23 protein-coding genes and 2 pseudogenes are annotated in these 25,094 nt (G+C 57.4%); 23 read left to right on the top strand and 2 right to left on the bottom strand.

The window, feature by feature from the left end; all coding sequences use genetic code 11:
* Positions 1 to 78 precede the first annotated feature (78 nt).
* The 20 genes and pseudogenes from mnmE to ACYAR8_RS23415 all read left to right on the top strand — a co-directional run bounded on the left by mnmE (position 79) and on the right by ACYAR8_RS23415 (position 19,582).
* Positions 79 to 1,449, top strand: a complete 1,371-nt coding sequence (mnmE, locus tag ACYAR8_RS23510; RefSeq protein WP_074886121.1) for a tRNA uridine-5-carboxymethylaminomethyl(34) synthesis GTPase MnmE — start codon at positions 79 to 81, stop codon at positions 1,447 to 1,449.
* A gap of 521 nt (positions 1,450 to 1,970) precedes the next feature.
* Positions 1,971 to 3,869 carry a tRNA uridine-5-carboxymethylaminomethyl(34) synthesis enzyme MnmG gene (gene mnmG, locus ACYAR8_RS23505; protein ID WP_074886118.1) on the top strand — a complete coding sequence of 633 codons (1,899 nt, stop codon included), beginning with the start codon at positions 1,971 to 1,973 and terminating at the stop codon, positions 3,867 to 3,869.
* 5 nt (positions 3,870 to 3,874) lie between these two features.
* Positions 3,875 to 4,510 (top strand): 16S rRNA (guanine(527)-N(7))-methyltransferase RsmG, encoded by a 636-nt coding sequence (gene rsmG / locus ACYAR8_RS23500; protein WP_175514147.1) that lies wholly within the window; start codon positions 3,875 to 3,877, stop codon positions 4,508 to 4,510.
* Positions 4,511 to 4,528: 18 nt separating this feature from the next.
* Complete coding sequence (locus ACYAR8_RS23495) at positions 4,529 to 5,323, top strand: ParA family protein (protein WP_074886113.1); 795 nt, start codon at positions 4,529 to 4,531, stop codon at positions 5,321 to 5,323.
* 9 nt (positions 5,324 to 5,332) lie between these two features.
* Positions 5,333 to 6,205 carry a ParB/RepB/Spo0J family partition protein gene (locus ACYAR8_RS23490; RefSeq protein WP_074886109.1) on the top strand — a complete coding sequence of 291 codons (873 nt, stop codon included), beginning with the start codon at positions 5,333 to 5,335 and terminating at the stop codon, positions 6,203 to 6,205.
* 146 nt (positions 6,206 to 6,351) lie between these two features.
* Complete coding sequence (locus ACYAR8_RS23485) at positions 6,352 to 6,759, top strand: F0F1 ATP synthase subunit I (RefSeq protein WP_463581194.1); 408 nt, start codon at positions 6,352 to 6,354, stop codon at positions 6,757 to 6,759.
* Between the two features lie 16 nt (positions 6,760 to 6,775).
* On the top strand, positions 6,776 to 7,645 hold the full coding sequence (gene atpB / locus ACYAR8_RS23480; RefSeq protein ID WP_074886103.1) for a F0F1 ATP synthase subunit A: 870 nt from the start codon (positions 6,776 to 6,778) through the stop codon (positions 7,643 to 7,645).
* Positions 7,646 to 7,782: 137 nt separating this feature from the next.
* Entirely contained in the window at positions 7,783 to 8,040 is a 258-nt protein-coding gene (gene atpE / locus ACYAR8_RS23475) for a F0F1 ATP synthase subunit C (RefSeq protein WP_002555987.1), read from the top strand.
* Between the two features lie 57 nt (positions 8,041 to 8,097).
* Complete coding sequence (locus tag ACYAR8_RS23470; protein WP_065988056.1) at positions 8,098 to 8,568, top strand: F0F1 ATP synthase subunit B; 471 nt, start codon at positions 8,098 to 8,100, stop codon at positions 8,566 to 8,568.
* A 12-nt stretch (positions 8,569 to 8,580) separates the two neighbouring features.
* Complete coding sequence (locus ACYAR8_RS23465; RefSeq protein ID WP_074886101.1) at positions 8,581 to 9,117, top strand: F0F1 ATP synthase subunit delta; 537 nt, start codon at positions 8,581 to 8,583, stop codon at positions 9,115 to 9,117.
* 21 nt (positions 9,118 to 9,138) lie between these two features.
* A complete protein-coding gene (atpA, locus tag ACYAR8_RS23460) occupies positions 9,139 to 10,683 on the top strand; it encodes a F0F1 ATP synthase subunit alpha (protein WP_074886098.1) in 1,545 nt (514 codons plus the stop codon).
* Positions 10,684 to 10,733: 50 nt separating this feature from the next.
* Positions 10,734 to 11,594 (top strand): F0F1 ATP synthase subunit gamma, encoded by an 861-nt coding sequence (gene atpG / locus ACYAR8_RS23455; RefSeq protein ID WP_037016916.1) that lies wholly within the window; start codon positions 10,734 to 10,736, stop codon positions 11,592 to 11,594.
* A 28-nt stretch (positions 11,595 to 11,622) separates the two neighbouring features.
* Positions 11,623 to 12,999: a F0F1 ATP synthase subunit beta gene (gene atpD / locus ACYAR8_RS23450; protein WP_037016914.1), complete on the top strand. Its 1,377-nt coding sequence runs from the start codon at positions 11,623 to 11,625 to the stop codon at positions 12,997 to 12,999.
* A gap of 44 nt (positions 13,000 to 13,043) precedes the next feature.
* The gene (locus tag ACYAR8_RS23445) at positions 13,044 to 13,469 is read left to right on the top strand and encodes a F0F1 ATP synthase subunit epsilon (protein ID WP_037016911.1); all 426 of its coding nucleotides are present in this window, start codon (positions 13,044 to 13,046) and stop codon (positions 13,467 to 13,469) included.
* 121 nt (positions 13,470 to 13,590) lie between these two features.
* Positions 13,591 to 14,958: a bifunctional UDP-N-acetylglucosamine diphosphorylase/glucosamine-1-phosphate N-acetyltransferase GlmU gene (gene glmU / locus ACYAR8_RS23440; RefSeq protein WP_463581193.1), complete on the top strand. Its 1,368-nt coding sequence runs from the start codon at positions 13,591 to 13,593 to the stop codon at positions 14,956 to 14,958.
* Positions 14,959 to 15,134: 176 nt separating this feature from the next.
* A complete protein-coding gene (locus tag ACYAR8_RS23435) occupies positions 15,135 to 15,902 on the top strand; it encodes a DeoR/GlpR family DNA-binding transcription regulator (RefSeq protein WP_074886092.1) in 768 nt (255 codons plus the stop codon).
* A 9-nt stretch (positions 15,903 to 15,911) separates the two neighbouring features.
* Positions 15,912 to 17,747 carry a glutamine--fructose-6-phosphate transaminase (isomerizing) gene (gene glmS, locus ACYAR8_RS23430; protein ID WP_108121251.1) on the top strand — a complete coding sequence of 612 codons (1,836 nt, stop codon included), beginning with the start codon at positions 15,912 to 15,914 and terminating at the stop codon, positions 17,745 to 17,747.
* Positions 17,748 to 17,914: 167 nt separating this feature from the next.
* Positions 17,915 to 18,706, top strand: a pseudogene (locus ACYAR8_RS23425) (PAS domain-containing protein); the annotation flags it as partial.
* Between the two features lie 30 nt (positions 18,707 to 18,736).
* Entirely contained in the window at positions 18,737 to 19,246 is a 510-nt protein-coding gene (locus tag ACYAR8_RS23420; protein ID WP_463581233.1) for a methyl-accepting chemotaxis protein, read from the top strand.
* Between the two features lie 69 nt (positions 19,247 to 19,315).
* Entirely contained in the window at positions 19,316 to 19,582 is a 267-nt protein-coding gene (locus ACYAR8_RS23415; RefSeq protein WP_463581192.1) for a hypothetical protein, read from the top strand.
* Positions 19,583 to 19,613: 31 nt separating this feature from the next.
* On the opposite strand, the gene ACYAR8_RS23410 is transcribed toward ACYAR8_RS23415, so the two are convergent.
* Together ACYAR8_RS23410 and ACYAR8_RS23405 are read right to left on the bottom strand one after the other, a co-directional pair.
* Entirely contained in the window at positions 19,614 to 20,546 is a 933-nt protein-coding gene (locus tag ACYAR8_RS23410) for a LysR substrate-binding domain-containing protein (protein WP_463581191.1), read from the bottom strand.
* Between the two features lie 176 nt (positions 20,547 to 20,722).
* Positions 20,723 to 21,649, bottom strand: a complete 927-nt coding sequence (locus ACYAR8_RS23405; RefSeq protein WP_108121249.1) for a DMT family transporter — start codon at positions 21,647 to 21,649, stop codon at positions 20,723 to 20,725.
* 156 nt (positions 21,650 to 21,805) lie between these two features.
* Between ACYAR8_RS23405 and gcvA the strand changes: the two genes are divergently transcribed.
* From gcvA to ACYAR8_RS23390, 3 genes and pseudogenes are all read left to right on the top strand, one after another.
* Entirely contained in the window at positions 21,806 to 22,714 is a 909-nt protein-coding gene (gene gcvA / locus ACYAR8_RS23400) for a transcriptional regulator GcvA (protein WP_463581190.1), read from the top strand.
* 414 nt (positions 22,715 to 23,128) lie between these two features.
* A pseudogene (locus ACYAR8_RS23395) lies at positions 23,129 to 23,573 on the top strand (cupin domain-containing protein).
* Positions 23,573 to 25,081 carry a methionine--tRNA ligase gene (locus tag ACYAR8_RS23390; RefSeq protein WP_463581189.1) on the top strand — a complete coding sequence of 503 codons (1,509 nt, stop codon included), beginning with the start codon at positions 23,573 to 23,575 and terminating at the stop codon, positions 25,079 to 25,081. The pseudogene ACYAR8_RS23395 and the gene ACYAR8_RS23390 overlap by 1 nt, the downstream one beginning before the upstream one ends.
* Positions 25,082 to 25,094 lie beyond the last annotated feature (13 nt).

The following is a 25,094-nucleotide window of genomic DNA, read 5'->3' as shown; positions in this document are numbered from 1 at the left end:
TCTACCCTGTTAACAAGTTATTCAAAACGCCCCCTCGTGGGGCGTTTTGCTATCCGTCAGTTGCTCAGGAGTCGGCCCATGAACGTTCTTTTTGAAACCATCGCGGCCATTGCGACTGCTCCCGGACGAGGAGGTGTCGGCATCGTCCGTATTTCCGGCCCCCAGGCCAGCAAATGTGCCGAGGCAATTCTTGGCAAACTGCCACAACCTCGTTATGCACATTACGGCGCCTTTAAAGAAGCAAACGGCGCAGTAATCGACGAGGGCATCGGTCTCTACTTTTCAGGCCCTAACTCGTTTACTGGGGAAGATGTGCTCGAGCTTCAAGGACATGGCGGGCCGGTTGTTCTGGACATGTTGCTGCAACGTTGCGTGCAACTGGGGTGCCGCCTGGCGCGGCCGGGTGAATTCAGCGAACGCGCGTTTCTCAATGACAAGCTTGATCTTGCCCAAGCCGAGGCGATCGCTGACCTCATTGAAGCAAGTTCTGCTCAGGCCGCGCGGAATGCCTTGAGGTCGCTGCAGGGTGCATTTTCCCAACGAGTCCATGAACTCACGGAGAAACTGATCAGCTTGCGCATTTACGTTGAAGCGGCCATCGACTTTCCGGAGGAGGAAATCGACTTTCTCGCGGATGGCCACGTGCTGAGCATGTTGGATAATGTGCGCAACCAGTTATCCACAGTGCTGCACGAAGCCAATCAGGGCGCGTTGCTCAGGGATGGCATGAATGTGGTTATTGCAGGCAGGCCCAATGCCGGCAAATCCAGCCTGTTGAATGCACTCGCGGGCAAAGAAGCGGCGATCGTGACTGAGATTGCCGGCACAACCCGGGATGTCCTGCGCGAACATATTCACATTGATGGCATGCCGCTCCACGTCGTGGACACCGCAGGTCTGCGCAATACCGACGATCAGGTGGAAAAAATAGGCGTTCAACGCGCGCTTCAGGCGATAGGCCAGGCAGACCGCATTTTGCTGGTAGTGGATGCGACAGCACCCGAGGCAGGCGATCCGTTCGCGTTGTGGCCAGAGTTCCTCGATCAACGACCTGACCCGGCCCATGTCACGCTGATTCGTAACAAGGTGGACCTAAGTGATGAACCGGTGGAACTGGTGACCAGCGTCGGTGGCCACGTGACCATCAATCTCAGCGCCAAGGCGGGTGGTGGAGGCGTGGAGCTTTTGCGCGAGCATCTGAAGTCGTGCATGGGGTATCAGCAAACAGCTGAAGGAAGCTTCAGTGCGCGACGACGCCACCTTGAGGCGTTGCACAAGGCAAGCGCCTCTCTTGAGCATGGACGCTCACAGTTGACCTTGGCCGGCGCTGGTGAGCTGCTTGCAGAGGATCTGCGCCAAGCTCAGCAGTCCTTGGGTGAAATCACCGGCGCCTTCAGCTCTGACGATTTGTTGGGAAGAATTTTCTCCAGCTTTTGCATTGGCAAATAGCGCTACGCTCCATCCCCAGGCAGGTCAATCTCTCCGGATCTGCCACATCCCATTCACTCATCCGACTTTGCCTGATTCCCGATCAGTGCAATGGGGATGTCTGCGCGTCGAATTTGACCGCTCAGCGGATCATTTTCCGATTAAGCCCTGTGTATAACCGCGGCTAAGCTCGGTTGATAAACACGCACCTGAGCTGAGGATAATTGCGCCTGTGGACAACCTATCATTTAATCCACAGGCTTAGACAGGTTATCCAAGGGCCTCTTGCCCACATGGACACAGACTTTTGATGGTCTGTACATAAGGTAATAAAAGGGCTTCAGAGCTTTATCCACAGAAAGTGGCCTCAGTAAATATAAACATAAAAACAAAGATCTTATAAATTTCTTTCTTTTTAATTTCTATAACCGCCATTCATCCACAGCTGGTTAGATTTTGCGCAACGGGTTTCTTAAGGGGGGGTAAGTGCCTATACTTGCCGCCATTCCTATTCCCCCCAATCAACAGGCACGAGGTGCGTGGTGGATTTCCCTTCCCGTTTTCAAGTGATCGTCATCGGCGGCGGTCATGCCGGTACCGAGGCAGCACTGGCGTCCGCACGTATGGGTGCTACCACCCTGCTGCTTACGCACAACGTGGAAACCCTCGGCCAAATGAGTTGCAACCCGGCCATTGGTGGCATCGGCAAAAGTCATCTGGTCAAAGAGATCGATGCACTTGGTGGTGCGATGGCAACGGCCACTGACAAAAGTGGTATCCAGTTTCGCGTGCTAAACAGCCGCAAGGGCCCAGCTGTCCGGGCGACGCGTGCCCAAGCTGACCGCGTGCTGTACAAGGCAGCGGTCAGAGAGATCATCGAAAACCAGCCTAACCTGTGGATATTCCAGCAAGCATGCGACGACCTGATCGTCGAGCAGGACCAGGTGCGGGGCGTAGTGACTCAGATGGGGTTGCGATTTCTCGCCGACTCAGTAGTTCTCACCACAGGTACCTTTCTCGGCGGGCTTATCCACATTGGTCTGCAGAACTACTCGGGCGGTCGCGCCGGTGATCCGCCGTCAATTGCGCTTGCGCGCAGGCTCCGTGAGTTGCCGTTGAGAGTGGGTCGCCTGAAAACGGGCACCCCCCCGCGCATTGACGGACGATCTGTAGATTTCTCGGTGATGACCGAACAGCCGGGCGATACGCCGATCCCGGTGATGTCGTTTATGGGCTCCAAGGCTCAGCACCCGAGCCAGGTCAGTTGCTGGATTACCCACACCAACGCTCGAACCCACGAAATCATCGCCGCGAATCTGGATCGGTCGCCGATGTATTCTGCTGCCGGGGAGATCGAAGGCGTCGGCCCTCGCTATTGCCCGTCGATCGAAGACAAGATCCATCGTTTTGCCGACAAGGAAAGCCATCAGGTGTTTATCGAACCGGAAGGTTTGACGACACATGAGCTTTATCCAAACGGTATATCGACATCGCTGCCGTTCGACGTACAGCTGCAGATTGTTCGCTCTATTCGCGGGATGGAAAATGCCCATATCGTGCGGCCTGGCTATGCCATCGAGTACGACTATTTCGATCCGCGTGACCTGAAGTACAGCCTGGAAACCAAGGTTATCGGTGGGTTGTTTTTCGCCGGACAGATCAACGGCACGACCGGTTACGAAGAGGCCGGTGCGCAAGGTTTACTCGCCGGTGCAAATGCGGCCCTTCGGGCTCAAGGCAAGGACAGCTGGTGTCCGCGTCGGGATGAGGCCTACATCGGCGTGCTTGTGGATGACCTGATTACGCTGGGCACCCAAGAGCCGTACCGGATGTTCACCTCGCGCGCCGAGTACCGCTTGATTCTGCGTGAAGACAACGCGGACTTGCGCTTGACCGAACAGGGTCGGGCGCTCGGGTTGGTCGACGATGCCCGCTGGGCGGCGTTCTGTGCCAAGCGTGAAGGCATCGAACTCGAGGAACAGCGCCTGAAGTCCACCTGGATTCGTCCGGGTACCGAGCAGGGCGATGCGGTCTCGGCGCACTTCGGCACGCCGTTGACCCACGAATACAATCTGCTGAATCTGCTGAGCCGTCCCGAAGTGGACTACGCCAGCCTTGTTGCGCTGACCGGTAACGGCTCGCCTGACCCGCAGGTCGCTGAACAAGTCGAGATCAAAACCAAGTACGCCGGTTACATCGACCGTCAGCAGGATGAGATCGCTCGTTTGCGTGCCAGCGAAAACACACGACTCCCTGAAGATATCGATTACACCGGGATTTCCGGTCTTTCTAAAGAAATCCAGAGCAAGCTGGGGATAACTCGTCCGGAAACGCTCGGCCAGGCCTCAAGGATTCCGGGCGTCACACCAGCGGCGATCTCTCTGTTGATGATTCATTTGAAAAAACGCGGCGCGGGCCGTCAGTTGGAGCAAAGCGCTTGAGTTCGATGGTTACCCCGCAGCATGCAGAAGAACTGACCCTTGGCGCTCGAGAGCTCGGCGTCGAGTTAAGCGAGAGTCAACACAGCCAGTTGCTGGCGTACCTGGCCTTGCTGATCAAGTGGAACAAGGCGTACAACCTGACCGCTGTTCGTGATCCTGATGAGATGGTGTCTCGACATCTGCTGGATAGTTTGAGCGTGGTGCGTTTCATCGAAGGTGAGCGTCAGCTGGACGTCGGTAGCGGCGGCGGGATGCCTGGCATACCGCTTGCCATCCTGTTCCCGGACATGAAAGTCACGGTGCTCGACAGCAACGGCAAGAAGACCCGGTTTCTGACCCAGGTAAAACTGGAGCTCGCGCTCGCCAACCTGCAAGTTATCCACAGCCGCGCCGAAGCTTTCCAGCCTGCGCTGCCGTTCAACGGCATCATCTCCCGCGCCTTCAGCAGTCTGGAAGACTTTACCCAGTGGACTCGGCATATGGGCGACGCTGAAACGCGCTGGTTGGCAATGAAGGGTCTTCATCCAGTGGATGAACTGGTAGCATTGCCCGCAGATTTTCATCTGGAAAGCGCGCAAGCCTTGGCCGTACCCGGTTGCCAAGGTCAACGGCATCTGCTGATACTGCGCCGCTCGGCATGACAGGGAACACACGCAAGAATGGCTAAGGTATTCGCGATAGCGAACCAAAAAGGCGGGGTGGGTAAAACCACAACCTGCATCAACCTCGCGGCGTCGCTGGTGGCTACCAAGCGTCGGGTGCTGTTGATCGATCTCGACCCACAAGGCAATGCCACCATGGGCAGTGGTGTGGATAAGCACGCGCTTGAGCATTCGGTCTACGATTTGCTGATTGGCGAGTGCGATCTGAATCAGGCCATCCACTTTTCCGAACACGGCGGATATCAGCTGCTACCGGCAAACCGCGATCTGACGGCTGCCGAGGTAGTCCTGCTGGAAATGCAGATGAAGGAATCCCGCCTGCGTTCAGCGCTGGCGCCCATCCGCGAAAATTACGATTACATCCTCATTGACTGCCCTCCGTCGCTTTCAATGTTGACGCTCAACGCGTTGGTTGCGGCCGATGGCGTTATTATCCCCATGCAGTGTGAGTACTTCGCGCTCGAAGGTTTGAGCGACCTTGTGGATAACATCAAGCGCATCGGTGAATTGCTCAATCCACAACTCAAAATCGAAGGTTTGCTGCGGACCATGTATGACCCGCGGCTCAGCCTGATCAACGATGTTTCGGCACAGCTCAAAGAGCACTTCGGCGAGCAGCTGTACGACACCGTTATTCCGCGCAATATTCGTCTGGCCGAGGCGCCAAGCTTCGGTATGCCGGCACTGGCGTACGACAAGACTTCTCGCGGCGCGCTGGCTTACCTGGCGCTTGCGGGCGAGATGGTCCGTCGCCAACGTCGCGGCAGTCGCACCGCGGCTCAGCCCACTTAAGGAAATTCCATGGCCGTCAAGAAACGTGGACTCGGACGTGGGCTGGACGCACTGCTGAGCAGCCCCACCGTCAGCGCATTGGAAGAACAGGCGGTGAAGGCCAGTGAGCGCGAGCTTCAGCACATTCCGCTGGACCTGATTCAACGAGGCAAATATCAGCCGCGTCGTGACATGGATCCTCAAGCGCTGGAAGAACTGGCGAACTCGATCAAGGCGCAAGGGGTAATGCAGCCGATCGTGGTCCGCCCCATTGCTGACAACCGCTTCGAGATCATTGCTGGTGAACGCCGCTGGCGCGCCAGCCAGCAGGCTGGGATCGAAACGATTCCCGCCATGGTGCGTGACGTGCCGGATGAAGCGGCCATCGCGATGGCGTTGATCGAGAACATCCAGCGCGAAGACTTGAATCCGATCGAGGAAGCGATTGCCCTGCAGCGTTTGCAGCAGGAATTTCAGCTGACCCAACAGCAGGTGGCCGAAGCGGTCGGCAAGTCGCGAGTCAGCGTAGCGAATCTGCTGCGACTGATCGCATTGCCGGAAGTCATCAAGACCATGCTCTCCCATGGAGATCTGGAGATGGGCCACGCCCGTGCACTGTTGGGGCTGCCCGAAGATCAGCAGGTTGAAGGGGCGCGACATGTTGTCGCACGCGGTTTGACCGTGCGCCAGACTGAGGCACTGGTTCGCCAGTGGCTCAGCGGAAAACAGGAGGCTGCAGAGCCGGTGAAGGCTGATCCTGACATTACACGTCTGGAGCAGCGTCTTGCCGAGCGGCTGGGCTCCGCAGTGCAAATCCGCCATGGACAGAAGGGCAAAGGTCAGTTGGTCATCCGTTACAACTCGCTGGATGAGCTACAGGGTGTGCTCGCTCACATTCGCTGAAACAAATCATGCGTAGCGGGTAGTCGGAAATCACTACCTGGCAGTTGAATAGGGGCTGAACCGCCCCTATACTCTGCGCGCATTTTGTCGGCACAATTTATGCCAAGTTGTTGATTTTGGCGGCCGGCTTACGAGGAGCCCATGTGATGGAGACACGCACGCCAAACCGCTTGCCATTCCATCGCCTGGCTGTTTTCCCGATCTTGCTGGCTCAGTTGATAGTCCTTCTGGGGACTGCGCTGGCGCTTTGGCAGTGGCACGGTGTCGTAGCCGGGTATTCGGGTCTTTGCGGAGGCCTGATAGCCTGGCTGCCGAATTTGTATTTTGCTCATAAGGCATTCCGGTACTCCGGGGCCAGGGCAGCGCAGGCCATCGTTCGGTCGTTCTACGCCGGCGAGGCAGGCAAGCTGATTTTTACGGCGGTGCTCTTTGCACTGACGTTTGCAGGAGTAAAGCCGCTGGCTCCGCTGGCGGTTTTCGGCGTGTTCATACTGACCCAACTGGTCAGTTGGTTTGCGCCCCTGCTAATGAGAACAAGACTTTCGAGACCTTAGGGCGTTTGAGGCAACCATGGCAGAGCAAACAGCTTCGGGCTATATCCAGCACCACTTGCAGAACTTGACCTTTGGTCATTTGCCTGACGGCAGTTGGGGCTTCGCGCATTCAGCGGCTGAAGCAAAAGAAATGGGCTTTTGGGCTTTCCACGTCGACACGCTCGGCTGGTCGGTCGCACTGGGTCTGATCTTCGTCCTCATTTTCCGCATGGCCGCTAAAAAGGCGACTTCGGGTCAGCCGGGCGCTCTGCAGAACTTCGTTGAAGTGCTCGTCGAGTTCGTTGACGGCAGCGTCCGGGACAGCTTCCATGGCCGCAGCGCCGTGATCGCCCCTCTGGCATTGACCATCTTCGCCTGGGTGTTCCTCATGAACGCCGTCGATTTGATTCCTGTCGACTGGATCCCGCAACTGGCGATCATGATAACCGGTGATCATCACATTCCTTTCCGCGCCGTATCGACAACCGATCCGAACGCGACGCTGGGCATGGCTCTGTCCGTATTTGCTCTGATCATTTTCTACAGCATCAAGATCAAGGGTATCGGCGGCTTCATCGGCGAATTGACCCTGCACCCGTTCGGCAGCAAGAACATTTTCGTTCAGGCGCTGCTGATTCCGGTGAACTTCCTGCTTGAATTCGTGACTCTGGTGGCCAAGCCGATCTCCCTGGCGCTGCGACTGTTCGGCAACATGTACGCGGGTGAACTGGTGTTCATTCTTATCGCGGTCATGTTCGGCAGCGGTCTGCTGTGGCTCAGCGGCCTGGGCGTGGTCCTGCAATGGGCGTGGGCTGTGTTCCACATCCTGATCATCACCCTGCAAGCGTTCATCTTCATGATGCTGACCATCGTCTACCTTTCGATGGCTCACGAAGATAACCATTGAGACCCGCCTGGCGAGTCTGATGATCCCCTCACTCCGGTGAGGGGGTGCCCGCGAGGGCTTGATATAAGAGACGATTTTGCTTTACCGCTTTAATCTAAGAAAACCTAACCAATACGACGTAAAAGTCGGGAGGAAAGATGGAAACTGTAGTTGGTCTAACTGCTATCGCTGTTGCACTGCTGATCGGCCTGGGCGCACTGGGTACTGCAATCGGTTTCGGCCTGCTGGGCGGTAAATTCCTGGAAGGCGCTGCGCGTCAACCGGAAATGGTTCCAATGCTGCAAGTTAAAATGTTCATCGTGGCTGGTCTGCTCGACGCCGTGACCATGATCGGTGTTGGTATCGCTCTGTTCTTCACTTTTGCGAACCCCTTCGTTGGTCAACTCGCTGGCTGATCACTCGAATTTTCGAGTTGATTGGTGTGATGGACAACGAACGAGCGAGGTGTTGGCGTGAACATTAATGCAACCCTGATTGGCCAGTCCGTTGCGTTCTTCATTTTTGTGCTGTTCTGCATGAAGTTCGTGTGGCCTCCGGTCATCGCGGCTTTGCACGAACGTCAGAAGAAGATTGCGGATGGACTGGACGCTGCTACACGAGCAGCTCGCGACCTGGAGCTGGCCCAAGATAAAGTGGGTCAGCAACTGCGCGAAGCTAAGGCTCAGGCAGCTGAGATCATTGAGCAAGCCAAGAAACGCGGTACCCAGATTGTCGACGAAGCCCGTGAACAGGCTCGCGTTGAAGCTGACCGCATCAAGGCTCAGGCTCAGGCCGAGATCGAACAGGAACTGAACGGCGTCAAAGACGCGCTGCGCGCCCAACTGGGTAGCCTGGCAGTCAACGGCGCAGAGAAGATCCTGGGTGCCACAATCGATCAAAACGCGCACGCGGAGCTGGTAAACAAACTGGCTGCTGAAATTTAAGCGAGGGCGATCATGGCAGAACTGACCACGTTGGCCCGACCTTACGCTAAGGCAGCCTTCGAGCATGCACAGGCGCACCAGCAACTGGCCAATTGGTCAGCCATGCTCGGCCTGGCTGCTGCAGTGTCGCAAGACGACACGATGCAGCGCATGCTCAAGGCCCCGCGACTGACGAGCGCAGACAAGGCAGCCACTTTTATTGAAGTGTGCGGCGACAAGTTCGATGCCAAGGCACAGAATTTCATCCAGGTCGTTGCAGAAAACGACCGCCTCCCGCTTTTGCCGGAGATCTCCGAGCTGTTCGACCTGTACAAGGCCGAGCAGGAAAAGTCGGTAGATGTGGATGTGACCAGTGCTTTTGCATTGAACCAAGAACAGCAAGACAAACTCGCCAAGGTTCTCAGTGCACGGCTCGGCCGGGAAGTGCGCCTGCACGCTGCGGAGGATGCCACCCTGATCGGTGGTGTCGTTATCCGCGCTGGCGACCTGGTTATCGATGGCTCAGTTCGCGGCAAACTCGCGCAACTAGCCGAAGCATTGAAATCTTGAGTTTGAAGGGGCAGCAGAGCAATGCAGCAACTCAATCCTTCCGAAATAAGTGAAATCATCAAGGGTCGCATCGACAAGCTCGATGTGTCCTCCCAAGCCCGTAACGAAGGCACTGTCGTCAGCGTATCTGACGGCATTGTGCGGATTCACGGTCTCGCCGACGTAATGTACGGCGAAATGATCGAGTTTCCGGGCGGCGTCTTCGGTATGGCTCTCAACCTGGAGCAAGACTCCGTAGGTGCCGTTGTACTGGGCTCCTACCAGTCTCTGGCCGAAGGCATGAGCGCCAAGTGCACTGGCCGTATCCTCGAGGTTCCGGTTGGTAAGGAACTGCTGGGTCGCGTTGTCGACGCACTGGGTAACCCTGTCGACGGCAAAGGTCCGCTGAACAACACCGAGACCGACGCGGTCGAGAAAGTTGCTCCAGGCGTGATCTGGCGTAAGTCGGTAGACCAGCCTGTACAGACTGGCTACAAGGCTGTCGATGCAATGATTCCTGTCGGCCGTGGCCAGCGCGAGCTGATCATCGGTGACCGTCAGATCGGTAAAACCGCTCTGGCGATCGACGCGATCATCAATCAGAAAGACAGCGGAATCTTCTGCGTCTATGTAGCAATCGGTCAGAAGCAATCGACCATCGCCAACGTGGTTCGCAAACTGGAAGAGAACGGCGCTCTGGCCAACACGATCATCGTGGCTGCCAGTGCTTCCGAATCCCCAGCGCTGCAATTCCTGGCACCGTATTCCGGTTGCACCATGGGCGAATACTTCCGCGACCGCGGTGAAGATGCACTGATCGTTTATGACGATCTGTCCAAGCAGGCTGTGGCTTATCGCCAGATCTCCCTGCTGCTGCGTCGTCCACCAGGCCGTGAAGCTTACCCAGGCGACGTGTTCTATCTCCACTCCCGTCTGCTGGAGCGTGCATCCCGCGTTTCGGAAGAGTACGTAGAGAAGTTCACCAATGGCGCAGTGACCGGCAAAACCGGCTCCCTGACCGCATTGCCGATCATCGAAACCCAGGCTGGCGACGTTTCCGCGTTCGTTCCGACCAACGTGATTTCCATCACTGACGGTCAGATCTTCCTGGAATCGGCCATGTTCAACTCCGGCATCCGCCCGGCAGTGAACGCCGGTGTTTCGGTATCCCGTGTGGGTGGTGCCGCTCAGACCAAGATCATCAAGAAGCTCTCCGGTGGTATCCGTACCGCTCTGGCTCAGTACCGTGAACTGGCAGCATTTGCCCAGTTCGCCTCTGACCTGGACGAAGCGACCCGTAAGCAACTTGAGCATGGTCAGCGCGTTACCGAGCTGATGAAGCAGAAGCAATATGCGCCAATGTCGATTGCTGACATGTCGCTGTCGCTGTATGCCGCTGAGCGTGGGTTCCTGACTGACGTTGAAATCGCCAAGGTTGGCAGCTTTGAACAAGCGCTGATTGCTTACTTCAACCGAGATCACGCCGATTTGATGGCGAAGATCAACGTGAAGGGTGACTTCAATGACGAAATCGATTCTGGCCTGAAAGCCGGTATCGAGAAGTTCAAGGCCACCCAAACCTGGTAAGCCGCAGCGGGAGCCGCGAGGCTCCCGCTTGCTAACCTGATAGGTGTTACATGGCAGGCGCAAAAGAGATTCGCAGCAAGATTGCGAGCATCAAAAGCACGCAAAAGATCACCAGCGCCATGGAAAAAGTGGCGGTCAGTAAAATGCGCAAGGCTCAAATGCGCATGGCTGCTAGCCGTCCTTACGCGGAGCGCATCCGCCAGGTGATTGGTCATCTCGCCAACGCTAACCCGGAATACCGTCATCCCTTCATGATCGAACGCGAAGTAAAGCGCGTCGGTTACGTCGTGGTGAGCAGTGACCGTGGTCTGTGTGGTGGCTTGAATACCAACCTGTTCAAGGCTTTGGTCAAGGACATGGCGAAGAACCGTGAAAACGGCGTAGAGATCGATCTGTGCGTGGTCGGCAGCAAAGGTGCGGCGTTTTTCCGCAACTTCGGCGGTAACGTCGTCGCTGCGATCAGCCACTTGGGCGAAGAGCCGTCGATCAACGACTTGATCGGCAGCGTCAAGGTGATGCTGGATGCCTACCTGGAGGGCCGTATTGATCGCCTGTCCGTGGTGTCCAACAAGTTCATCAACACCATGACTCAGCAACCAACGGTCGAGCAGTTGATTCCGTTGGTCGCGACCCAGGATCAAGAACTCAAGCACCACTGGGATTACCTGTACGAACCCGACGCCAAAGAGCTGCTGGACGGCTTGATGGTCCGTTACGTGGAGTCGCAGGTCTATCAGGCGGTGGTCGAGAACAACGCGGCTGAACAGGCTGCGCGGATGATCGCGATGAAGAACGCCACTGACAACGCCGGTGATTTGATCAGCGATTTGCAGCTGATCTACAACAAGGCGCGTCAGGCAGCGATCACCCAAGAGATCTCGGAAATCGTCGGCGGCGCTGCCGCGGTTTAACGGTTCAAATATTCAGAGGATCCAGCTAATGAGTAGCGGACGTATCGTTCAAATCATCGGCGCCGTGATCGACGTGGAATTTCCACGCGACAGCGTACCGAGCATCTACAACGCGCTGAAAGTACAAGGCGCGGAAACTACTCTGGAAGTTCAGCAGCAGCTGGGCGACGGCGTAGTTCGTACCATTGCGATGGGTTCCACCGAAGGCTTGAAGCGCGGTCTGGACGTTATCGACAGCGGCGCAGCCATCTCCGTACCGGTCGGTAAAGCGACACTGGGCCGGATCATGGACGTACTGGGCAACCCGATCGACGAAGCGGGCCCGATCGAAACCGAAGAGCGCTGGGGCATTCACCGTCCTGCGCCTTCGTTCGCTGATCAGGCTGGCGGCAACGACCTCCTGGAAACCGGTATCAAGGTCATCGACCTGGTTTGCCCGTTTGCCAAGGGCGGTAAAGTCGGTCTGTTCGGTGGTGCCGGTGTCGGCAAGACCGTAAACATGATGGAACTGATCCGTAACATCGCCATCGAGCACAGCGGTTATTCCGTGTTCGCTGGTGTGGGCGAGCGTACCCGTGAGGGTAACGACTTCTACCACGAGATGAAGGACTCCAACGTTCTGGACAAAGTAGCGCTGGTCTACGGTCAAATGAACGAGCCGCCGGGTAACCGTCTGCGCGTTGCACTGACTGGCCTGACCATGGCTGAGAAGTTCCGTGACGAAGGTAACGACGTTCTGTTGTTCGTCGACAACATCTATCGTTACACACTGGCCGGTACTGAAGTATCCGCACTGCTGGGCCGTATGCCTTCAGCAGTAGGTTACCAGCCGACGCTGGCTGAAGAGATGGGCGTACTGCAAGAGCGCATCACTTCGACCAAGGAAGGCTCGATCACTTCCATCCAGGCGGTATACGTACCGGCGGATGACTTGACCGACCCATCGCCAGCCACAACGTTTGCTCACCTGGACGCCACTGTCGTTCTGTCCCGTGACATCGCTTCCCTGGGTATCTACCCAGCGGTCGATCCACTGGACTCGACTTCGCGCCAGCTGGACCCGAACGTCATCGGTCAGGACCACTACGACACCGCTCGCGGCGTTCAGTATGTTCTGCAGCGTTACAAAGAGCTGAAAGACATCATCGCGATCCTGGGTATGGACGAGCTGTCGGAAACCGACAAGCAGTTGGTATCCCGCGCTCGTAAGATTCAGCGCTTCCTGTCGCAGCCGTTCTTCGTGGCTGAAGTCTTCACCGGTGCCTCGGGTAAATACGTTTCCCTGAAAGACACCATTGCTGGCTTCAAAGGCATCCTCGCTGGTGACTACGACCATCTGCCTGAACAGGCGTTCTACATGGTCGGCGGCATCGAAGAAGCGATCGAGAAAGCCAAGAAACTGTAATCCAGGCGCCCGGCAACGGGCGCTAATCAGGTTGAGGCAGGCAAATGGCTATGACAGTCCATTGCGATATCGTCAGCGCGGAAGGAGAGATTTTCTCCGGTCTGGTCGAGATGGTGATTGCACACGGTAACCTGGGTGATATCGGTATTGCTCCAGGTCACGCACCGTTGATCACCGATCTGAAGCCGGGTCCGATCCGCCTGATCAAGCAGGGTGGCGAAGCCGAGGTGTTTTACATCTCCGGTGGTTTCCTTGAGGTTCAACCGAACATGGTCAAAGTGCTTGCCGATACCGTGCAACGTGCTGCTGATCTGGACGAAGCCTCAGCTCAGGAAGCCGTCAAGGCTGCCGAGCGTGCTCTGAATGAAAAAGGCGCAGATTTCGATTACGGATCTGCTGCTGCACGTCTGGCGGAGGCCGCAGCTCAGCTGCGCACCGTTCAGCAAATTCGCAAGAAGTTCGGCGGCTAACACCGACGGCTCGTTGCGCGATTGAGTAAAAGGGTAGCCTCGGCTACCCTTTTTCTTTTTTCGGCTATCTCGCCTGAATTATCAGCCCGGCTAATGTGGCCTGCTCGTCTGGAATCCCTTCATGTCTCTCGATATCGTCATTCTCGCCGCGGGTCAGGGCACTCGCATGCGTTCCGCTCTGCCCAAGGTCTTGCATCCGGTGGCCGGCAAATCGATGCTCGGCCACGTCATCCACAGTGCACGCCAGCTTTCCCCAAAAGGCATTCATGTGGTTATTGGCCATGGCGCCGAGCGAGTCCGCGAGCAACTGGCCAGCGATGATCTGAGTTTTGTTCTGCAGGACAAACAGTTGGGGACAGGCCATGCAGTGGCGCAAGCGCTGCCGGTGTTGACCGCTGAAACGGTGCTGATTCTTTACGGCGATGTCCCGCTTATAAAAGTGGAGACCCTGCACCGATTGCTTGCCTTGGCAAACGATCAACAACTGGGCCTGCTGACAGTCACGCTGGATGACCCGACCGGCTATGGTCGGATCGTTCGTGATACGCACCACCGCGTCAGCGCTATCGTCGAGCACAAGGATGCAACCGAAGCGCAGAAGGCGATCAAGGAAGGAAACACCGGTATTCTCGCCGTACCCGGCAAGCGACTGGCAGACTGGCTGGGCCGCCTCTCCAACAACAATGTTCAGGGTGAGTATTACCTGACTGACGTGATTGCCATGGCCGTCAACGACGGCCTGGTGGTCGCAACTGCCCAGCCTGATGATGCGATGGAAGTGCAGGGCGCCAATGATCGTAAACAGCTTGCCGAGCTCGAGCGTCATTACCAGCAACGCGAAGCCCGCCGACTCATGGCGTTGGGCGTCACGCTGCGCGACCCGGCGCGTTTTGACGTTCGTGGCGACGTCACCACGGGCCGCGACGTGATGATCGATGTGAACGTCATCCTTGAAGGGCGAGTGGTCATCGAGGACGACGTCTCGATCGGGCCGAACTGCGTGATCAAGGACAGCACCTTGCGCAAAGGCGCAATCATCAAGGCGAACAGTCATCTTGAAGGCGCGATCGTTGGCGAAGGTGCGGATGCAGGGCCATTCGCCCGTCTGCGCCCGGGCAGCGTGCTCGATGCCCGCGCTCATGTGGGTAACTTCGTCGAATTGAAGAATGCCCATCTGGGGGAGGGTGCCAAGGCAGGTCATCTGACCTACTTGGGTGATGCAGTCATCGGCGCGCGCACCAACGTTGGCGCCGGCACCATCACGTGCAACTACGATGGCGCCAACAAGCACAAGACGATAATGGGCGAGGACGTGTTCATCGGCTCGAATAACTCGCTGGTTGCCCCTGTGCACATCGCGTCGGGCGCTACCACTGCCGCCGGCTCCACGATCAATCAGGACGTACCTGCCGAACAGCTTGCGGTCGCCCGTGCGCGTCAACGCAACATCGAAGGCTGGAAGCGCCCGGTGAAAACCAAGAAAGATTGAGTTATCCCCAGGTTACATCGGCTGCTGCCAAGCAGGCAGCCGATGCTGGTCTGTGAGCGGAAATCGTTCAAACACATCCTATTTCATCCTCCCCTATACCCATTCCCCCTTGACGTATATCTTTCGATGAGCTTTCATTGCGTTCGTTAACTTTCGAATCGAAACTTAAGATCACTATGTCGAAACGTAATACGCCTCAGCGCCGCCACAACATCCTTGCTTTGCTCAATGAGCGGGGCGAGGTGAGTGTGGATGAGTTGGCCAAGCGGTTTGAAACCTCCGAGGTGACCGTCAGGAAGGATCTGGCCGCACTTGAAAGTAACGGGCTGCTGCTGCGTCGTTATGGCGGCGCCATCACCATGCCCCAGGAATTGATCGGCGAACCCGGCCAGCCTGTGTCCAGGTTCAAACAAGCCATCGCCCGCGCCGCTGTTGCCCGCATTCGGGAACACGCACGGATCATCATCGACAGCGGCAGTACCACGGCTGCGATGATTCCGGAGCTGGGCCTACAGCCGGGCCTCGTGGTGATGACCAATTCCCTGCACGTCGCCAACGCGCTGGGTGAACTGGAGCACGAGCCGGTCCTGCTAATGACAGGCGGGACGTGGGACCCGCATTCAGAGTCGTTTCAGGGCCAGGTGGCTGAACAGGTGCTGCGTTCCTACGATTTCGATCAGCTGTTTATCGGCGCCGACGGCATTGATCTGACCCGCGGTACAACCACATTCAACGAACTGCTCGGCCTCAGCCGGGTGATGGCCGAGGTCGCCCGGGAAGTGATCGTGATGGTCGAGGCCGACAAGGTCGGTCGCAAGATTCCCAATCTGGAGCTGCCCTGGAGCAGCGTCCATACCCTTATTACCGATGACCGCCTGCCTCAAGAGGCGCGCGAACAAATTCAGGCTCGCGGCGTAACCTTGATTTGCGCTGCTGTTTCCTAGGAGAAGACCATGTGTGGAATTGTCGGAGCTGTTGCTGAGCGGAATGTTACTGCGATCCTGCTGGAGGGTCTCAAGCGCCTGGAATACCGGGGCTACGACAGCGCTGGCGTAGCGTTATTCAACAACGCCGGCGTGCTCGAGCGTCGCCGCCGGGTTGGCAAGGTCAACGAACTGGAGCGGGCACTCGCCGGTGAGCCGGTCGCAGGCCGCCTCGGCATTGCTCACACCCGTTGGGCAACGCACGGGGCGCCGTTGGAGCGTAACGCTCACCCACATTTTTCGAACGAGCAACTGGCGGTGGTGCATAACGGCATTATCGAAAACCATGAGCCGCTTCGCGAGCGTCTGAAGGGTCTTGGTTACGTGTTCACGTCTGACACGGACACCGAAGTCATCGTCCACCTGCTGCACCATAAACTCCAGGACACGCCCGATCTGGCCGCTGCTCTGAAGGCTACGGTGAAGGAACTGCACGGCGCTTATGGCCTTGCGGTCATCAGCGCACAGCAACCGGATCGCCTGATTGCCGCTCGCAGTGGCAGTCCGCTGGTGGTCGGTCTGGGCCTTGGGGAAAACTTCCTCGCCTCCGATCAGCTGGCGTTGCGTCAGGTTACGGACCGTTTCATGTACCTGGAAGAGGGCGACATCGCCGAGATCCGTCGCGACAGCGTGCAGATCTGGGACGCATCCGGCCTGCCTGTCGAGCGTGAGATCGTCCAGTATCACGAGGGCGCAGAAGCGGCGGACAAAGGTGAGTACCGCCACTTCATGCTCAAGGAAATCCACGAGCAGCCAAAAGTCGTGCAGCGGACCCTGGAAGGCCGTCTCGGTCAGCAGCAGGTGCTGGTGCAGGCGTTCGGGCCGCAAGCGGCGGAGCTGTTCGCCAAAGTACGCAACGTGCAAATCGTCGCCTGCGGCACCAGCTATCACGCCGGCATGGTCGCGCGTTACTGGCTCGAAGGTCTCGCCGGCATTCCCTGCCAGGTCGAAGTCGCCAGCGAATTCCGCTACCGCAAAGTCGTGGTCCAGCCGGACACGCTGTTCGTTTCGATCTCCCAGTCCGGCGAGACCGCCGATACCCTGGCCGCGCTGCGCAATGCCAAGGAACTGGGTTTCCTTGCCAGCCTGGCGATCTGCAACGTGGGCATCAGTTCGCTGGTGCGTGAATCCGATCTGACCCTGCTCACTCAGGCCGGCCCGGAAATCGGCGTCGCCTCTACCAAGGCGTTCACCACCCAGTTGGTCGCGCTGATGCTGCTGACGCTATCACTGGGTCAGGTCAAAGGCACGCTGGGCGCTGGCGTGGAAGCAGAACTGGTCGAAGAACTGCGCCGCCTGCCGACCCGCCTGGGTGAAGCACTGGCAATGGACACGACCGTGGAGAAAATCGCCGAACTGTTCGCCGAGAAGAATCACACCCTGTTCCTGGGCCGTGGCGCGCAATTCCCGGTGGCGATGGAAGGGGCGTTGAAGCTCAAGGAGATTTCCTACATTCACGCCGAAGCTTATCCGGCCGGCGAACTGAAACACGGCCCGTTGGCACTGGTGGACAGCGACATGCCTGTTGTCACCGTGGCACCTAACAACGAGCTGCTGGAAAAGCTGAAGTCCAACCTGCAGGAAGTGCGTGCGCGGGGCGGCGAGCTGATTGTCTTCGCTGACGAACAGGCCGGCATGGTCAACGGGGAGGGCACCCATGTGGTTTCCATGCCCCACATCCTCGACGCCCTGACGCCGATTCTGTACACCATCCCGCTGCAACTGCTCTCGTACTACGTGGCAGTGCTGAAGGGTACGGATGTGGATCAGCCGCGCAATCTGGCGAAGTCTGTGACGGTGGAATAAGTTATCCACAGCATACTGTTCTTGAGCTTCAGAGCATTCGCAGGATGTTGATGTGTAGGCAAAGGAGGGCCTACACGCTGGATTGAATGCTTGATCTCTACCGGCCATCATTATGCTGGCCATGCTGCTCAAGGTTTCGCTCGCTGCGTCGATAGCTTCTCAAGTCAATGCGAGCGGCCCTCATGTTCAATACCCGGTTGAAAAATAGAATCCAGCAATTGGAAAAACAGCTGGGAGCCCTGGAGCAGGTAAAGGCAACTCTGGATCTCGAAACCGTGTCCGTCACTCTGGATGCGGGAGGCGTCATCCTGGAGGTGAATGCTCAGTTCGAGAAAGAGTTGGGATTCAAACAGGCTGAATTGGTCGGTCGAACCCTGCGTGAATTCAGTCCCTCTGAACTGCAGGGCGATGTCCATCAGCGTCGCGCATTGGATGCAATCGCCGAAGGCAAGCATTACAGCGGTACCTTGCGCCTGTGCAGCCACGACGGTCGACACGTCTGGCTACGGGCAATGGTTATACCTTTCGCGGGTGAGAGTGGGCGAGTCGAACGAATCGTCATGTATTCAAGCGTGCTGACGAGAACCATTGAAGCTTCCAGGGAGAACGAAGCACTGGTGGGGGCGTTGATGCGCTCCACGGCCGTTATCGAGTTTTCTCTGGATGGGTTAGTGCTGACAGCCAATCAGAATTTTCTCGAGGCTATGGGCTATACGCTTCCCCAAATCCTGGGCAAGCACCACCGAATCTTTTGCGTGCCATCCGACGCTCAGTCAGAGGAATACGATCGGTTTTGGCAGACCCTTAGACAGGCATCCTATGTCGCGGGAAGGTTTTGCCGAGTCGATAAACATGGCAACGAGGTATGGCTGGAGGCTTCCTACAATCCAATCGTGGATGCCAATGGCAAGCTGTACAAGATTGCCAAAATAGCCACCGTTATTACCGACCAGGTCACCCGCGAGCGCGCCGTATCCGAAGCAGCCGGCATGGCCCACGGCACGTCGGTTCGAACCAATGCCAGCGCCCAGCAAGGCCGCGAAGTCATTCAGAACACCGTCACGACCCTCAATACGCTTTCTGCCTTGATGGAAGATGCTGCCCATGGCATTGAAGCACTGGATGCCCAGAGCCAGGAAATCGGCACCATCGTCAAAACCATCGGCAGCATCGCGGACCAGACCAATCTGTTGGCCCTGAACGCAGCAATCGAAGCGGCACGTGCCGGGGAACAGGGCAGGGGGTTTGCGGTGGTCGCCGACGAGGTCAGAAATCTGGCCCTTCGAACCACTAAAGCGACGGCGGAAATCTTTGATGTCGTGAAAAACAATCAGGTTCTGGCGTCCAGCGCTGTGACCTTGATCGGAAAAAGCAGACAGCAGGCCGGCGCTGCGCTGGATTTGGCGAGTGAGGCGGACGAGGTGATCAAGGACATTCAGCAAGGTGCCAACAGTGTTGTGGTCGCCGTTGAGCAGTTCTCAGGTCAAGCCGGACAGTAATGAATGTTGCAATGCTTCATGTCTGCACTTCGCAGTGACCCCAGGGAAAGCGCGATCCAGGTGATCCATATGCTCGATACTCTCAAGCAATCCATAAACGATCTGCATAAGGTCGACCGGCCCAGACTGGAAGATGAGTGTGACGCGCTGCTCGCTCGGATCGAGCAGGCACGAACAGAAGGGACTCTGACTGGCGAGCAGGCCACACAGCTGTTCTATGATGTCCGTAACGAACGTTCACGGTGCTTTCGCAGCGGAAGTCAGCGCCGCATGGGCAATCCCGCGGCTGCCGTCCGGTCGCGCGACTCAGTGGGCATGAGCCGCATGCTTATTTGAAAGATGTGTTCAAAGGGTTGCTCTAACTGAATCAAGCCACCTGGCCAGCGCTTTCAATCTCCCGCGTGTGCCCCTTCGCAGTCTTGCCCGCCTGCTGCACAGCCCACCCCATGAACTCCGCAATCGCCCATTCTTCGCGCCGTTCTTTCGCGCAGTACACGAAATAGTCGAACTTGAGCTCCGCGGTGGCATTGGTGACCTGCACCAGGCGTTTGCTTTGCAGGGCCTCGGAAGCGAAGACGCTGTTGACCAGTGCAATGCCTTGACCCGCACAGGCCGCACTGATCAACAGGGACTCGTCGCCATAGCTGGAACCCTGAATCATCTTGCGGTTGCTCATGCCGAACGCGTTCATCCAGACTTTCCAGTAATTGCGCTCGGTGTCCTGTAGCAGCGGGAATGTCAGGCAATCTTGCGGGCTCTGGATGTTGCGCTGGGTGCTGAGCAGATGCGGGCTGCACACGGGAATCAAATACGACGACCACAAATGCGTGGCGTGGTTATCACAACTGGCTGCCATTTCGCGCTGAATGCAGATATCCACATGGCCGTGTTTGAGCTCCGAAAGACCGTTACAGATCTGGATCGATATCTCGACGTTGGGGCATCGCTCCTTGAAGCCGCTCAGTGCCGGGATCAGCCAGGAGCTGGCAATCGTAGACGTCGTGCTGATCACCAGGCGCGTCGGACGTGGCGGCTTGAGCGCAGCACCCGACCAGGCTTTTTCGATGACGTCGAAAGTGCCGGCGAGCTCGTCATACAGGCTGCGTCCGCAAGGGGTGAGCTGGATGCCTTTGGCGTCTCGCTCGAAGAGGCGCCTGCCGATCTGGTCTTCCAGCCCTTTGATCTGCTGACTGATGGCCGCCGGTGACACGCACAGCTGATCCGCTGCACGTTTCATGCTCCCGGCCTTGCACACCTCAACGAACGTGCGGAGGGCTATCAACGGGATCGCTCTGCTCATCCTGCATACCTCGCTGTGAGATTGCTGCCGGTGTGCCAAGTGACGGAAAAGCGTCCAAGGGTTGCCATCGGATGAACCCCAAAAGGGTGTTTATCACCCGGCATTGGATAGTTCAGGTACAGCCGGTCCGGGCCGCGAGCTCACTCGGGACTGAACATCTGTTGTGGATAACTGTTTTATGAGGTTGTTGCGGCACGGTCCTGGGGGGCAGGCGCCGGTTTCGGCTTGCTTTGGCTTAATACGAACCAGACGGCCAGGCAGATGAGGCCGCCGCCGTACAGGTGTCCGGCAGACACCTTTTCACCCAGGAACATCACTCCCCACAGGACACCGAATGGCGGGATGAGGAAGGTTACGGTCAGCGAGCGCACCGGGCCGATGTCGGCGATCAGGCGGAAGTACAGAATGTAAGCGCACGCCGTGCACACGAAACCAACGGCTGCCAAGGACAGCCATACGGACGAATCGCCCCAGGTGGCCGGCGGATTAACGGTGGCGGAGACGGCGAAAAAGGGCAGCAGAAACAGCGTCGCGCCGATCTGGCTGCCGAACGCTACCAGCTTGGCGTCCAATCCTCCCCGGTCGCCGATCCACTGACGGGTCAAAAATCCTGCGGCGCCATAGCAACTGGTCGCGACCAGGCAAGCGAGTGCGCCCATGACCACCGACGTGGTAAAGGTCACCGGGCCGGTGGTGGTTAGCAATGTTATGCCCAGCAAACCGAGAAACACGCCGACGGCTTTTTTGGGTGTCAGCGAATCATTGAAAAATATCGAGCCTATTAATACGCCCATCAATGGTGTGGTTGCATTCAAGATGGCGGAATAACCCGCGGGTAATAACAGGGCCGCCATGCTGTACATCAAAAAGGGAATGCCGGAATTGATGATGCCGAGGACCAAAGTAGATTTGAACTTGCCGTTGAACTCATGCCGGGTTCTTAACATGGCCAGAATAACCATTAAGCCAATGGCACCGAGCAACACGCGAAAGAAGGCGGTAGGCAATGCGCCTAATACCGGGGCAGCAACGCGCATGAACAGAAAGCTGGCTCCCCAGATGGCGGCCAGAACAATTAATCGAACATAGTCGGACACTTTCATTGCGCTTCCTTTCTTGATCCGTATCGCCGATCCGCTGACCGAAAAGTTGTTGATTGACGCTCGTCGAGTCGGGGTGTGATGATTTGAGCAGTGTCTGGGGCGGTGCTCAAGCGAGCTTTTCTTAAGCACATTAGATTTTCTTAACCGAGGTCAGGCATGAAATTTCCGCCCCTCCACGCGCTGTTGTGTTTTGAAGCGACGGGGCGCCACGCGAGCATGAAAGGCGCGGCCGGCGAGCTGTTCGTGACCCCTGCGGCCATTAGCCAACAGATTGCCAAGCTCGAAAAAGCCGTTGGCGTCACGCTGTTCATCCGTAATACCAAGCGCCTGGAACTGACCGCCGAGGGCAAGATTTACCTGCGAGCCATTCGTCCCGCGCTCGGACAGATCTCCGACGCTACTCAGCGACTGATGAGCGATAACGGCCCCAATACAATCACTGTCAGCTGCACCAGCGGCTTTGCCATGCAATGGCTGCTGCCCCGGCTGCCTGATTTTCAGGCCATCTCCCCCGGCATCGAGGTGCTGATCAGTACCACCAACCGGCTGGTTGATTTGCTTGGCGACGGTGTCGACTTCGCCGTGCGCCACGGCCTTGGGCGCTATCCCGGTCTGGAAGTGGAGATGCTGATCAACGACCGGCTGCAGCCGGTCTGCAGCCCTTCATTGCTGCCGGATTCCCGGTATCTGTCGTCGCCCATCGACCTGAAAAGTTACAACCTCTTGCACGACGAACACCGCGAAGACTGGGCGTTGTGGCTCCGTGCAGTGGGTATCGAAGACGGCGAGGCCGCCGTTCACAAGGGCTCGGTTTTTGTCGATTCCAACGGGGTCATCGAGGCTGCGCTGGCGGGAATGGGCATTGCGCTGGTGCGACGTTCGCTGATTCGAGAAGAGCTGGCGTCCGGCCGTCTGGTCGTGCCGTTTCGCGCAGCCATCGACACGCCAATTGCCTATTACCTGGTTTATGACGAAACGGCCATTCTCCCCAAATCCAGCAAACAGTTTCGTGACTGGCTGGTGTCTCAGGCCATCGCCAGTCAGCGTGAATTCACCACACGATAGTTCGCGTTTGCACACCGCCGAGTCTGCGTTGTTGCCACCGACGTTTTCCCGGCTAAAGCCGGTCCCACAGTGTGTACGCGGTGTGTCAGTAGGACTGGCTTTAGCCGGGAAGAGGCCAGTGCGTACACCCTCAATTTCTGCGGTGTCATAAAGTGTTGGTTAGTTGTCAGGCAGTTAAGTCCTGCTTCAGTGTCCATGGGCGATATATCCATATGGATGAAACCCATCAACTTGTTGATTCTTCAACCAATTAAGCCGACATCCGTTAAGTCAAACTTAACCGCTGATTGCGGATTTCTAGTTTGCCCCGTCGCTCACTTTTCTTCAGTTTATCCCTTAACTGGCATGCGCCCGTCAGCCCAGTCTGGCGCCGATAAAACAGCGAGCAGGATGCTCCGGCTGAAGGAAAACCTCATGACTGATTTCGATATTTTTCGCCCCATGGCGTGGGACAAGCTGGTTCATGAATATGACTTGGATGGCGCAAGGTTACTGCCATGGAATGGCTATCCGACGCCCATCGGCGGCGGCTGGTGCGTCGTGCGGCCCCACACTAAATCGTTGTCCCATACCCAGATAGACCAGGAATTCTTTATCGGCATCAAAGGAACCGCACAGTTGATCGTCGGGGAACAGACATACCCGTTCACCATGGGGTGACATCGCCGCCATTCCCAAACACACCGATCACTATGTGTTCAACGACACTGACGAAGACTTCCACTTCTACGTCGTGTGGTGGGATCGCGATTCCGCCAACCGCTTTCTCGATGAAGACGCCCGGCAGTCAGTCGCCGCCAATGAGTTCGCCCTGCAGAGGGCAACGGTTCATGACGTGTCCGATCAGAGGGCGTCGTGATGGGCAAGCTACTTGTGACGATCACGCCGCCGACGCCTAACGGTGATTTGCACATTGGTCATATGGCGGGGCCTTTTCTGGCAGCGGATATCTACACCCGCGCTCAGCGTCAACGCGGCCACGATTGCACCCTCGTCTCCTACTCCGACGACTATCAGTCCTACATGCTGCGTCGAGGTATTGAGCTGGACCGTACCCCCCAAGCACTGGCGCTGGAGAACACCGATAAGATCAACGACACGCTTGAGAAGATGGGCATCCAGGTCGACTTCTGGATGCGCCCGTACGGGAACAGCTACTTCAAGAACGCCGTGGAGGAGATGTACGAGTACGCGGTGAAGGCGGGGACCATTTACAAAAAGGTCAGCCAGGAACCGTATTGCGAACATTGTGATAAGTGGGGCTACGAAGCCTTCGGCCGGGGTAATTGCGATCACTGTGGCTCGGACTCGGATGCCAGCCAGTGCGAAGAATGCGCCCATACACCCAATGCCTCGAAGATGAGCGACTTCCGCTGCAAGCTATGTGCAGCGCCGATGATCTGGCGACCGATAGAGCGCGAATTTCTCGCGTTGTCGAACTTCCGTAACCACCTGAAAAGTACGTTTGAACATGCGCCGCTGCGGCCTTTCATTCGCCGTTTTCTGGAGGAGGAATTCGATATCGGTCCGATGGACTGGGGCATCACCCGGCCCCACGACGGCGGCCTGGATCTCAAGCCCGATGGCAGCCGTCGCCTACACACCTGGGTTATGGGGCTGTCCGGTTACCTGGCGGCCTTCCGTGAATACCTCAACGAACACAAGCTTGCGCCATGGGAGTACGACGAATACTGCCGCTCGGGCAAAGGCCGGCTTGTGCATTTTCTGGGTTACGACTGCGCCTTCAGCCACATGATGGTTTACCCCTCGCTGCTGCAGACCATGCATAGCTATCGCATGCGCCAGACCTTCTACACCAACCAGTTCCTGACCTTGAACGGCAAGAACCTGTCCACCAGCCGCAACTATGCGATCTGGGCGCGGGACCTGGTGGCAGAGGCCTGCACCGACAGCGCGCGCTTCTATCTGGCGCTGATCGCGCCCGAGCAGGACACCGATGATTTCGATGTCGAGAAGTTCTCCGCCTGGCGTGAGCAAACCTTCAAGGAGGTGCTGGTCAAGCTGGCCGCCCAGGCCGAGCGCGAACGGGTGGACGGCGACAGCCTGAAAGTCAGTGCGGCGGACGCGGCGGCCCTCAAGACTTTGGTCGCGCGCTGGTTCGAAGCGACGTCGGTGGACCACTTCAGCATGAAGGGCCTCGCGGTGCTGCTGTCGGACATCATCAACGCCGCCCGTGATCGTCAGACGCTCGGCAAGCGGATTCTGCCGTACATGGCGCTGGTCGGTGCCATCGGCGCGCCAGTGTTCCCGGATCTGGCGAAACAGATCCTGCGCTATTGCCGTTTTACTGAAAACGAAGTCCTGCAGCAGCTGGTGTATGTCAGTGCGGTCGAGTACGAAATCTGACCGAGAGGCGCAC

The organism is Pseudomonas sp. HP_01, from assembly GCF_055284355.1.
Note: the sequence above shows the minus strand (reverse complement) of the source record. Positions and strands in the feature narration are given on the sequence as shown.

Excerpts from the sequence above, each read along its gene's own strand:
- mnmE (WP_074886121.1), top strand. The coding sequence starts at position 79 with ATGAACGTTCTTTTTGAAACCATCGCGGCCATTGCGACTGCTCCCGGA.
- rsmG (WP_175514147.1), top strand. The coding sequence starts at position 3,875 with ATGGTTACCCCGCAGCATGCAGAAGAACTGACCCTTGGCGCTCGAGAG.
- ACYAR8_RS23495 (WP_074886113.1), top strand. The coding sequence starts at position 4,529 with ATGGCTAAGGTATTCGCGATAGCGAACCAAAAAGGCGGGGTGGGTAAA.
- ACYAR8_RS23490 (WP_074886109.1), top strand. The coding sequence starts at position 5,333 with ATGGCCGTCAAGAAACGTGGACTCGGACGTGGGCTGGACGCACTGCTG.
- ACYAR8_RS23485 (WP_463581194.1), top strand. The coding sequence starts at position 6,352 with ATGGAGACACGCACGCCAAACCGCTTGCCATTCCATCGCCTGGCTGTT.
- atpB (WP_074886103.1), top strand. The coding sequence starts at position 6,776 with ATGGCAGAGCAAACAGCTTCGGGCTATATCCAGCACCACTTGCAGAAC.
- atpE (WP_002555987.1), top strand. The coding sequence starts at position 7,783 with ATGGAAACTGTAGTTGGTCTAACTGCTATCGCTGTTGCACTGCTGATC.
- ACYAR8_RS23465 (WP_074886101.1), top strand. The coding sequence starts at position 8,581 with ATGGCAGAACTGACCACGTTGGCCCGACCTTACGCTAAGGCAGCCTTC.
- atpA (WP_074886098.1), top strand. The coding sequence starts at position 9,139 with ATGCAGCAACTCAATCCTTCCGAAATAAGTGAAATCATCAAGGGTCGC.
- atpG (WP_037016916.1), top strand. The coding sequence starts at position 10,734 with ATGGCAGGCGCAAAAGAGATTCGCAGCAAGATTGCGAGCATCAAAAGC.
- atpD (WP_037016914.1), top strand. The coding sequence starts at position 11,623 with ATGAGTAGCGGACGTATCGTTCAAATCATCGGCGCCGTGATCGACGTG.
- ACYAR8_RS23445 (WP_037016911.1), top strand. The coding sequence starts at position 13,044 with ATGGCTATGACAGTCCATTGCGATATCGTCAGCGCGGAAGGAGAGATT.
- glmU (WP_463581193.1), top strand. The coding sequence starts at position 13,591 with ATGTCTCTCGATATCGTCATTCTCGCCGCGGGTCAGGGCACTCGCATG.
- ACYAR8_RS23435 (WP_074886092.1), top strand. The coding sequence starts at position 15,135 with ATGTCGAAACGTAATACGCCTCAGCGCCGCCACAACATCCTTGCTTTG.
- glmS (WP_108121251.1), top strand. The coding sequence starts at position 15,912 with ATGTGTGGAATTGTCGGAGCTGTTGCTGAGCGGAATGTTACTGCGATC.
- ACYAR8_RS23420 (WP_463581233.1), top strand. The coding sequence starts at position 18,737 with ATGGCCCACGGCACGTCGGTTCGAACCAATGCCAGCGCCCAGCAAGGC.
- ACYAR8_RS23415 (WP_463581192.1), top strand. The coding sequence starts at position 19,316 with ATGCTCGATACTCTCAAGCAATCCATAAACGATCTGCATAAGGTCGAC.
- ACYAR8_RS23410 (WP_463581191.1), bottom strand. The coding sequence starts at position 20,546 with ATGAGCAGAGCGATCCCGTTGATAGCCCTCCGCACGTTCGTTGAGGTG.
- ACYAR8_RS23405 (WP_108121249.1), bottom strand. The coding sequence starts at position 21,649 with ATGAAAGTGTCCGACTATGTTCGATTAATTGTTCTGGCCGCCATCTGG.
- gcvA (WP_463581190.1), top strand. The coding sequence starts at position 21,806 with ATGAAATTTCCGCCCCTCCACGCGCTGTTGTGTTTTGAAGCGACGGGG.
- ACYAR8_RS23390 (WP_463581189.1), top strand. The coding sequence starts at position 23,573 with ATGGGCAAGCTACTTGTGACGATCACGCCGCCGACGCCTAACGGTGAT.